General features: G+C 53.9%; 8 protein-coding genes. All 8 read right to left on the bottom strand.

The window, feature by feature from the left end; translation table 11 throughout:
• Positions 1-232 (bottom strand): hypothetical protein (locus K1Y02_22935; GenBank protein ID MBX7259235.1); only part of this gene is annotated, 232 nt, incomplete at its 3' end.
• A complete protein-coding gene (locus K1Y02_22930; GenBank protein ID MBX7259234.1) occupies positions 229-1,314 on the bottom strand; it encodes a glycosyltransferase family 4 protein in 1,086 nt (361 codons plus the stop codon). The genes K1Y02_22930 and K1Y02_22935, both read right to left, overlap by 4 nt.
• 441 nt (positions 1,315-1,755) lie before the next feature.
• On the bottom strand, positions 1,756-3,144 hold the full coding sequence (locus tag K1Y02_22925; GenBank protein ID MBX7259233.1) for a sulfatase: 1,389 nt from the start codon (positions 3,142-3,144) through the stop codon (positions 1,756-1,758).
• Positions 3,145-3,183: 39 nt separating this feature from the next.
• Complete coding sequence (locus K1Y02_22920; protein MBX7259232.1) at positions 3,184-3,810, bottom strand: class I SAM-dependent methyltransferase; 627 nt, start codon at positions 3,808-3,810, stop codon at positions 3,184-3,186.
• A 143-nt stretch (positions 3,811-3,953) separates the two neighbouring features.
• Positions 3,954-5,408: an O-antigen ligase family protein gene (locus K1Y02_22915; GenBank protein MBX7259231.1), complete on the bottom strand. Its 1,455-nt coding sequence runs from the start codon at positions 5,406-5,408 to the stop codon at positions 3,954-3,956.
• Positions 5,409-5,527: 119 nt separating this feature from the next.
• A complete protein-coding gene (locus K1Y02_22910) occupies positions 5,528-6,103 on the bottom strand; it encodes a class I SAM-dependent methyltransferase (protein MBX7259230.1) in 576 nt (191 codons plus the stop codon).
• 278 nt (positions 6,104-6,381) lie between these two features.
• The gene (locus tag K1Y02_22905) at positions 6,382-7,530 is read right to left on the bottom strand and encodes a glycosyltransferase family 4 protein (protein ID MBX7259229.1); all 1,149 of its coding nucleotides are present in this window, start codon (positions 7,528-7,530) and stop codon (positions 6,382-6,384) included.
• Between the two features lie 86 nt (positions 7,531-7,616).
• On the bottom strand, positions 7,617-8,960 hold the full coding sequence (locus K1Y02_22900; GenBank protein ID MBX7259228.1) for a hypothetical protein: 1,344 nt from the start codon (positions 8,958-8,960) through the stop codon (positions 7,617-7,619).
• Positions 8,961-9,259 lie beyond the last annotated feature (299 nt).

The following is a 9,259-nucleotide window of genomic DNA, read 5'->3' as shown; positions in this document are numbered from 1 at the left end:
TTGGATTTTCCGTAGTCGCAACTCGGAGAATTCGACGTGTTGCGAGCGGAAACACGTCGCACAACAGGGTGGTCGCCCTCCGAGGCCACTTGTAGGGCTGGGTTGCACGAATAAGTGCGTGTTGCTTGACATCGAATGGGTCATAACCACGAAGTCCGTGTCTATCGATATAGCCCGTGAGAGCGCCGAGCCAATCGGCGGCCACCACAAGCGGATTGGCATCTTCAGTCATTTTTGAATCCCTGCTGCCGAGCGCATGCTTTCAAGAAACTTTGGATAGTTGCCTTGATGGGAGTATTTTGCCAGGACCGTATCTCGCGCAGCCCGGCCCATTCGTTCTCTCAATGATGCATCGACAATCAACCGTTCCAGCTTATCACGCCAGTCTTCAGGGGAATCCGCCAGGAAGCCGTTGATGCCGTCTTCAACTACTTCGCAGTTCATACCTACGGGAGAGACCACGCACGGCGTACCTACTCCCATATACTGCAGCGCCTTGAAAGCGCACTTGCCCCGGGCGCAGCGCGATTCCGATAGCGGCATTAGGCCGATGTCGGCGTCTCTGTGGTAGTCAATGGCGTGTTGAAGCTCCCATTTGACGTTAATGATTGGAGCGTCCGTGCGCTCATAAGGGCGATCGCTCGCGACAGACAAAACGATGTTGTGCTTTTTCGACAAGTCTCGAACCACATCGATAATGATGTCAAGGTACTCTTGATTGGTGTGTACGCCGGCCCAGCCCAGTACAATGGGAGCATCGGCGCGCTGCACATACTGTTTCTGGGTGTGAATCTCCATGTCGATGCACGTTGGGACAATGGTGGACGGTATGCCGCGCGCGGATACGTGCTCGAACAGATAGCGATTGCCTACCACGGCATGTCTACAAATGCGGCACATCTTCCATGTCCAATTGAAGTCTACCAGGAACAGAAGCGGGCTGTTTACGCCATCCGGCGGCTCCCAAATGGCATCGTCGATATCGAAGACAATCCGCCTGTTCAGAAATACTGCCAAGTACTCAAGAAGCGGAGGGCCGTACCCGTGCGTCATCAGGGGCCCCCTAAAGAAGACCACATCCGCGCCGGGTACGTGGCGCATTTGTGCAAGGCGGCGCAGAAACGTCAGAAAGACGTAGGCGGCCTTTCTCAGTTTGCTTCCCTTCTCCCAGCAACGACGGTACAACGCCGACGAGGAAGGAAGACACACGATGCACTTGTGTCCATCCTTTCGAAGCATGTCCGCAAACTTCAGCACGCGATAGCGCACACCGGCATTGATTTCCGGCGCGTTTCCGAACATGACTACTTTCATCCAGTGTTCCTTATCCCAAATTCATCACCGGGCCATGTCGTGCGTGAGCGAAACCCCACCGCACAGGACCTTGAATTCATGCGACAGGGGTTTTGACGAACACACAGCCCGCTGCAATTCGCTGAATGGGTCTCCGCGACTATCATGATCACGACTGGAACTAGATGCAAGGCCACGTCTTCTTGAGGAATCCCGGCATATGGGATTCAATACACGCGCTCACGGACCGACTATGCCCTGCGATATCGAATCGTGATTAGGAGCTATCCAAGCTTTCCCCTGTCTTCGGAGTGCCGGGTGATTGGGCCCTTTGCAGAGCGCATTCCCAATGCGGAGAACATGTGGGTGCGCAACCTGCGTAGGCACGTGCAGTCGGCTGAATTACGACGCCACAAAAGAAACTCTGCCTGTCAATTGACGATTAGTCGCGGCAACAGACATTCAGAGATACCCTTCTGACTTCAAGGCCTTCTTCTCCTCTTCGGTTAACTCCGGTACCTCTTGACTGGGGCTCGTGGGGGCCTGATTCCCGGGCTTAATGGCTGCCAGTCTTTCCATCATTGATGCTACCCGGACAGGTTCAGCCTGCAGACAATCGTTCACTTCCAGCGCATCTTCCTCGATATTGTAAAGCTCGTGTAATCCGTCCGTTGAATGTATAAGCTTCCAAGGCCACTCTATGTACGCGGTACGTATTCGCCGGAATCGTTTTCCAGCGACAGGGTGCTTAAACTCGATGGCCCGGGCATAGTACTCTTCCGCGATAATTGGAGGGTTTTGCCTCGCTCCCAGGAATGGTTTCAAGTCTGGGCGATAGATCCCCGCGGCCGCCATCATGCTTGGGAAAATCTGGACTAGTGATGCGGGGGTATGCACCTGCATTGCTGCGGATTGATTGACCAGTTTTACAGCCAGAGGGACTCGTATAACAGCTTCGTGCACATCTTGGCCGTGGATAGCTAGATGGTGCTCCCCCAGGTACTCTCCGTGGTCTGAAGTCACGATGATCAGACTATTGTCGAAATGTCCCGAGTCCTGCAATCCCTTTAGAAGCAGGCCCAAGGCTCTGTCGGCGTTGTAGACGCCCAAGTCATATTGCTTTGTGACTTCCTCGATCAACCTGCGGTCTATGGATCCCGATCCCGAGGCCACGGCCTCTTTTAATTGAAACGGAAGATTCGCATCTCTGGAGGCAGGCGGAAAACTGACTCCTGGTGGAAGCGTCAGGTTGTACGGCGTGTGTGCATCTCGAATATTGACAAAAAGAAAATACGGGCGGTCGCTTTGGCCCCGTATCCAGTTCATGATTTCTGGGTAGAGTGCATCTTCAGCCGCCCGGGTGCCTTCACTTTGGTTTGACAGGAGCCTGTAAGTCTCAAAACCGCGCCCCAACCCCCACCGCTCTCCGAGAAAACCTGGGGGGTTCGTGCTTGCACAGTACCCGGCCGTGGCATACCCTTTCGCGGCAAGAATCTGGGCTGCGGTTGGGATTGTCTCACTCAACGCAATTTCCGCTACCTCTCCCTTTGAGGCATCCAGCACGGTGTGAGCTCCGTGTTCAAAGGCAAACAGCCCGGTGAACATGGATGCGTGCGAAGGTAATGTCCACGGCGCGGTGGCATACGCCCAAGAATACTTCGTACTGGTTCGAAGGAATTGGCTCAGATTCGGCGTGGTATCGAGCCCGTATCCCCACGCACTGGTGTGGTCAGCACGCACTGCGTCAAACACAATGAGAACGATGTTTGGGCTTCTGCGCGTCTTCTGGCAGTGCAAGAGCAGGCTAAGAGAAATGGGGAGGAGTCCCTTCAAAAAAGTCCGTCGCTCCATGGTAGCGATCTCTCTTTCTTCACATTAGCTAGGAAGAGCCTATTTCTCGAGCGCGGGTTTTCTCATTACAAAAATCAGGTATGCACAAAGTGCTCGTTGGTCTGTGCTGTAGATCAACCAGTCGTAGAATGCAAACAACACAAAAGCCGGCAGGAAGAAGCCGAAATAGTGCGACTGGTGATATCCGCAGAAGACTTCTTCAATTTCGAATCCCTTATTAACTGCCGCCCGTCTGAATTTCGAGTACGTGCATTGATCGTAATGGGCTGGAAATCCACAAATTCCTTTTGACTCTTCGTAGATCGCATGTATCAGCTTCTTCGTCAAGGAATTGGGGAGTGCTCTGTTGACTAACGCAAATGGGGAGTTGCTCGAAGGGAAGAAGTGAATGCACACGCCCCCAGGCTCCATGACGCGATACGACTCTTCGAGGAAGTGGTTGACATCCATCATATGCTCCACCACGCTTCGAGATACCATCATCGCGATACTGTTATCAGACATGGGAATGGCTCGCGACATGTCGGCAACGCAACGTTTTCGGACTCCGAAATTTAAACGCAGTTCTTCAAGGGAGACGTCTAGCGATATGACGGAACGAAGTTCCTCGTGGTCTAGGATTGAAGTCAGGCGGCTTGATCGGCCTCCTCCAACATCTATGACCATTCCTGTCCCAGAGAGATGTCTGAAGTTCAAGACTCTATCCAGGTACAATGTCTCGAAATTGACTCTGGCTTGCGGCAGCCGGGCCATTATCTTGGCGCTCAAGCGTCTATTGCTCTCTATAAACTGTCTGATTGACACTGCTCTTACTCTCCTGCATTGGGCGGAATCCTGGGCGGGCTCACTTTCGCGTGGTTTCGATTTGCGTAGAAGAAGCACGCCACGAGTGCAATAACGACGTACCCCTGTGGATACAAGAAACGGGGCATGGCCAGTCCTGCCACAAGTTGTCCCACAAAGGCCGCCAAAACGCCACGCGCCAAGGCCCGAGATTTGGGCTCAGCTTCCGCGAGTACTAGAGCCTGACCTGATACGACAATTAGGCTGTAGGCTGTGATGACGAACAACAAGCCCACTAGACCTCCTTTGTAGAGGTAGTACATCCAGATGTTGTGTACGGTGGTGTATTCGCGAACGCCTGCGGCGAGTTGTTCGCCGCTCTGGGCCATGTCCAGGGCTTCAAATCCACCTCCGAGTCCGACCCCAAAGAGAGGATGTTGCATGAAAGCGTTCAGGGCTCCAGCCATCTCGATGAAACGAGCGCGCAACGACGCCTCGACTTCGTACCCTGTCAGCATTGCGCCGGACAGCAGCCTGAAGCTTGTGAATGCCAGGACCGCCATGATTCCTATGCCCACCATGGAAACCATCACGTAGGGCAGACGGCGTCCCGGCAAACAGAGCAAGGTGAGCACCGCAAGAGAAACCGCAGCGGAAGCATATGCCGTTCGCATGAACGTAATGAAGATTGCGGCGCCGAGAATGCAGGCGATGGCCGTCCAGAACACACGAAATCGGAACCTAACGTTTCTGGCCAGGGCCAGGCTCACGGCGATGACCAGAAACATCTCGAAGAGTGCGTGGCCATTGGGACGAACCATCTGAAACGTGAATTTTCCAAGGGGATATAGCATGAATTCACCCCAGGGCGTCTGATGTAGCTGAACCAGGTTTCCTGTTAACGAGGCATAGAGGAAGTAGGCGATAGAGACGGTTGCCACAAGTATCGTAACGGATAGAACTACAAAGAGCATTCTGCGCGCTTGGCGACGGTCACGAATAAGGGCGACCAGCAGGAAGTACGAGAGGATGAAGAAGGGGAAGCGAGCTTCGCCAATCAGAGAGGATGTGTCGACTCTCCGCATTATTCCCGTGAACATTGCCAAGATGAAGTAGACAGCAAGCGAGAGCATTCCAATGTGAACCGTATGAACTCCCACGTGAACTTTACGCAGGAGCACAAGATATGCCACGTGACCCATCAGTAGAAAGAGGAGTATTTCTCTTGGATGCCAGACGATTCCGCCAAAGCTCCATGTTGCGACCGAGTAGTATTGGTGGCTAAACAGGAGCAGTACGCAGTACAAGATGGCAATGAATGCCGACGGGCCAAAGACCAGAACCATCAGGGCGGGCACGCCACAAGCAATGAGGATGGATTTCTCCCAGCCCAAAACGGCGACGGCAATGGCTGCGGCAACGGCAAGCGCCACTTGTTGGCGGAACACCATCTTCTTGTCAGGGAAAACGTGCGTTTTCACCAACCGGTGAACTCGTTCTGAGAACGAACTGAGCATTTAGCGCGGCTGCAGCCTATCGTTTACGCGAGGTTGTCGACAAGGTGTATTCATCCCAGGATAGTCTCGATTCTTTCAGTCACCTATTCGGTCAACCTTTCATTCGGCCTGTGCCTGTCACGACGCGTCGGTGCTTCCGCAATGATTAAGAAACTAATGTCATCATCCAATACTCGATCAAGCGCCACTAGTATTGTGAAATCCAGATACTGCAGCAATCTGACCATCTCGTTTTGAGTCCACACGTGATAGTGAATTAGACCCCGCCGGACTATGTACTGAAAGTCGAAGCTGCCGTCTTTCTGCCGAGCAGAGTCCTTCCAGAGGTGCCCATCAGTCTTGCTGACAGTATCTTCCCACTCTTCCCAGTGAGTTGGATCGCTATAGTCGACAGAGAGTTCAGAGTCTTTAATATGGTGTTCAAGAGTAGTCTTAGGTCGTATTCGATCAAAAGTGCGATTTGCATGAGGTAGTCTTAGCACCAAACGCCCACCCGGCTTGAGCACGCGTGCCCATTCCTCGAGTACGGAGATTGTGTTTGGCATATGTTCTAGGACATGCGAGGAACAAAGATAATCAAAACAATGAGAAGCAAAAGGGAGGTGTGCCGCGTCGCTGTTGACGTCGACGAAGATTCGCGATTTCCTGGCATCAAGCAACGCGGAGAACTTGTCAACGTAGATTGTCCTCCTAGACGACGTGTACGGGTTTGCCCCGGGTCCAATTTCGATGCCCTTTCCAGAACAGTATGCATCAATTAAGCGATATGAGAATCGGGAGTTTAAGATGAGTGTCTTGGGGCGGACAAGCCATTGAGCACATCTTTTCAAAATGGGCACCAGTGATTTTCGGCGTGTTGAGTGTATGCTTATCATAGATGCCAACCCAGTTCTCCTCCCACTCGTCCAACAGTCGGGGCAATTACACAACGAATTCCTCAGCCAGCGACGGAAGTCAGTATCCTATAAATACTCTGAGCTGTCTTTTCCCACGAGAAGGATGCTGCGCGTCGTCTCGCGTTGGCCGCCAATAGCGCTCTTCGTTCACTATCCAGTAAGAGATCTTCAATGCCGCGCTCAATATCGTGTGCGTCATATGGGTCAACAAGTATACCAGTTTCTCCCACCACTTCAGGCAAGGACGAGCAATTTGAGGCCAGTACGGGCGTGCCGCAGGCCATCGCTTCCAGAGCGGGAAGACCAAAACCTTCCCAAAGCGACACAAATGCCAACGCATCGGCAGCCGTAAGAACGGCCGGAAGGTCTTCGTCGTCTATGAACCCCGGCGTATGAATGCGATTTCGTACGGGACAAGACTCGATCGCGCGCATCGTGCCTTCTTCCATCCAACCGGCTTTGCCCGCAAGGACGAGATGCTGTGGCGCCGCAGGGTGGGCGGCGTAAAATCGGGCGAAGGCTTCAATCAGCCGCGGAAGATTCTTGCGGGGCTGTATCGCACCGACATACAGGAGGAAGCGTTCAGGCAGACGGTATTTGGCGCGCACCTCTTCAAGGCGGGACGCGTCAGCAACGGGACGAAAACGGTCCGAGACTCCGAGTAGGCACACATGCACGTCTTCAGGCGGAACGTGATAGAGACGGCAAACATCGCGCTTGGTGGATTCGCTGATGGCTATGATCTTATCGGCCCTTCGGAAAGCATTTGCCGCTTGAAGTCGTGCAGACAAGCGAAAGCGCAACGGAAAGTAGTCCGGAAAGGTCCGGTACGCGACGTCAAGAGCCGAAACGACTACTGGGCAAGGCGCTCGCCACGGGACTTGAAGCCCGGGCGAGAAGAATACATTCGGGCGCGACCGTCTCAACTCCGGGCCCAGGATGCGATGCGTCCAGCCGCGTGCGGATGGTAGAACGCGAACGTGAACGTGTTCGTTGGGTTCGCAGAAGTCACCGATCGGTGGATTGTCGATGTATAGGCGCAACTCGGGAGGGGGCGACAAATGGAGCATTCCCTGGATCAGCTCCTTGCAGTAGGAACCGATTCCCACGCGCCTCTCAGCATTTGCGGAGCGCGCATCGATTGCAATGCTTATTGCGCTGCCGCTATCCACGGCAATGCATCGATTCATCCATTTCTCATGACTCGCGCGGGACACGACTCCACCGATGCTTACGAGGAATCAGTTACCGCTAGCTATCGCCTCTCTCGCCGCAACTACTTTGCTGGACCAACTTCAAGCAGTTCAAAGCCCGCCCAGACTACTTTGGTTCCGGCGTCTTGGCTCAACGTTACGATGCGAACGGCCGACGCGCTCCCCGAGTCGAATACGGCCGTATAGTCGAGGAATCCGAATTCCGCGGACGGCTTTGCCTGGATAAACGGCTCCGCCAGCTTCTTGACGGGGCCATTCTCGCCTCCAGAGACATCCCAGACGGAAACGAGAGCCGCCTTATCAGAGAGATTCAGCGCCTTCACTCGCACGCGGTACAGAGTCTTCGGTTTGACATTCTTAACTGTCTGTCCGAATTGCCGGAAGATGGAGTCATTTGCATCAGGCTTGTTCCATGTTTGGAGGACGCCAAAGCCCGCGAGCGGCACTCCGTCTTCATAGCGCTCGACTTGAGACGGAATATCGTCTACCGAATAGCCGAACCCGTGTGTCCATTCCGTGGGAAGGCGCACACCATCCGGCCACAAAGCGATCGATCCGTTCGCCAACAAGTTAGATGTGTCAGCAGCGTTTGCGTGCAATTCGAAGCGATCCCAGATGACTGTAGCCGGGAACTTCGCTTTCGGGCAAGCTGTCACGATGCGGATAGTCTCGAAACTGCCGCTGTTGAACACCGCTGAGTAATCGCGGAAGTTCTCCGATTGGACGAGTTGAATGAGCGGCGATGCAATTCGTTCGACTTTGCTCTTCTTTTCGTCAATGATACCCCAAACCGCGACGACTGCGGTGACTCCTCCGGGGTTCTTGGCTTTGAATGACAAGCGGTAGTCGGTGTCCTTCGCCAGGCCTTTGACATTGACGCCGAATTGCCGCAGCACGGAGTCCGCGCCATCGCTTTCACGCCATGTCTGTTCGACAGCTTTCCAATTGTCGTATGTCGTTCCACTGTACGCGCTGATGGTGGATGGCATCTTCTCAAGGGTGTAGCCGTAGGCATGCGTCCATTCGAGCGGGACTCGTATGCCGTCTGGCCACTCATTGAAGTCACCGTTCGGTACGAGATTGACGGCAGTGTCGGCAACATCCACAGGCCCGGGAACAGGTTCTGTGACTGCTTGAGATGCGGCCACCGGGACTGCAGTCGGAGGCGCAGGGGCAGGACTTGGCGTTTGAATTGCCGGAGGGGCTGCGGATTCTGCTGGACTCGTAGAAGGCTTAGGAGTCGGCGCGGGAGGAACCGAGACGAGTTTATCCGGCGCGGCTGCCTGCAAAGGTTCACCAGAATCTGAACCGGGAGTATTCGGAGCGGCTGGCTGTTGACAACCAAGCCCGTGCATAAACACCATTACCGCAAACGTGAAACTAATGGCTTTCCACGAAACGTTCATTTTAGAGACTCCTCCAAGCGCAAAGGTGCAAAACGCTTGCCCCTGCCATCCAAAGCCGAAGAACAAACGAGACATCAGTCTAACAAACGCATGTCCACTTCACAAAGTTGACTTGGGGCGAACACGCAACGTGTCCACAAATGACCCGATCAGGGTGATTTGACGCTATGTCTGGCGAAATCCGCGGCAATTGCATCCACGGGAAGGGCCATGAGCAGGTTGTCTTGCGTCGAAACCTGCCTAAGTTCCACCAACAGCATGGGGTCTGTCTCCATAGCTGTGAAGGTCACGGTCCATTT

This window comes from Candidatus Hydrogenedentota bacterium (assembly GCA_019695095.1).
In the GTDB taxonomy this organism is placed as follows: Bacteria; Hydrogenedentota; Hydrogenedentia; order Hydrogenedentales; family SLHB01; genus JAIBAQ01.
Note: the sequence above shows the minus strand (reverse complement) of the source record. Positions and strands in the feature narration are given on the sequence as shown.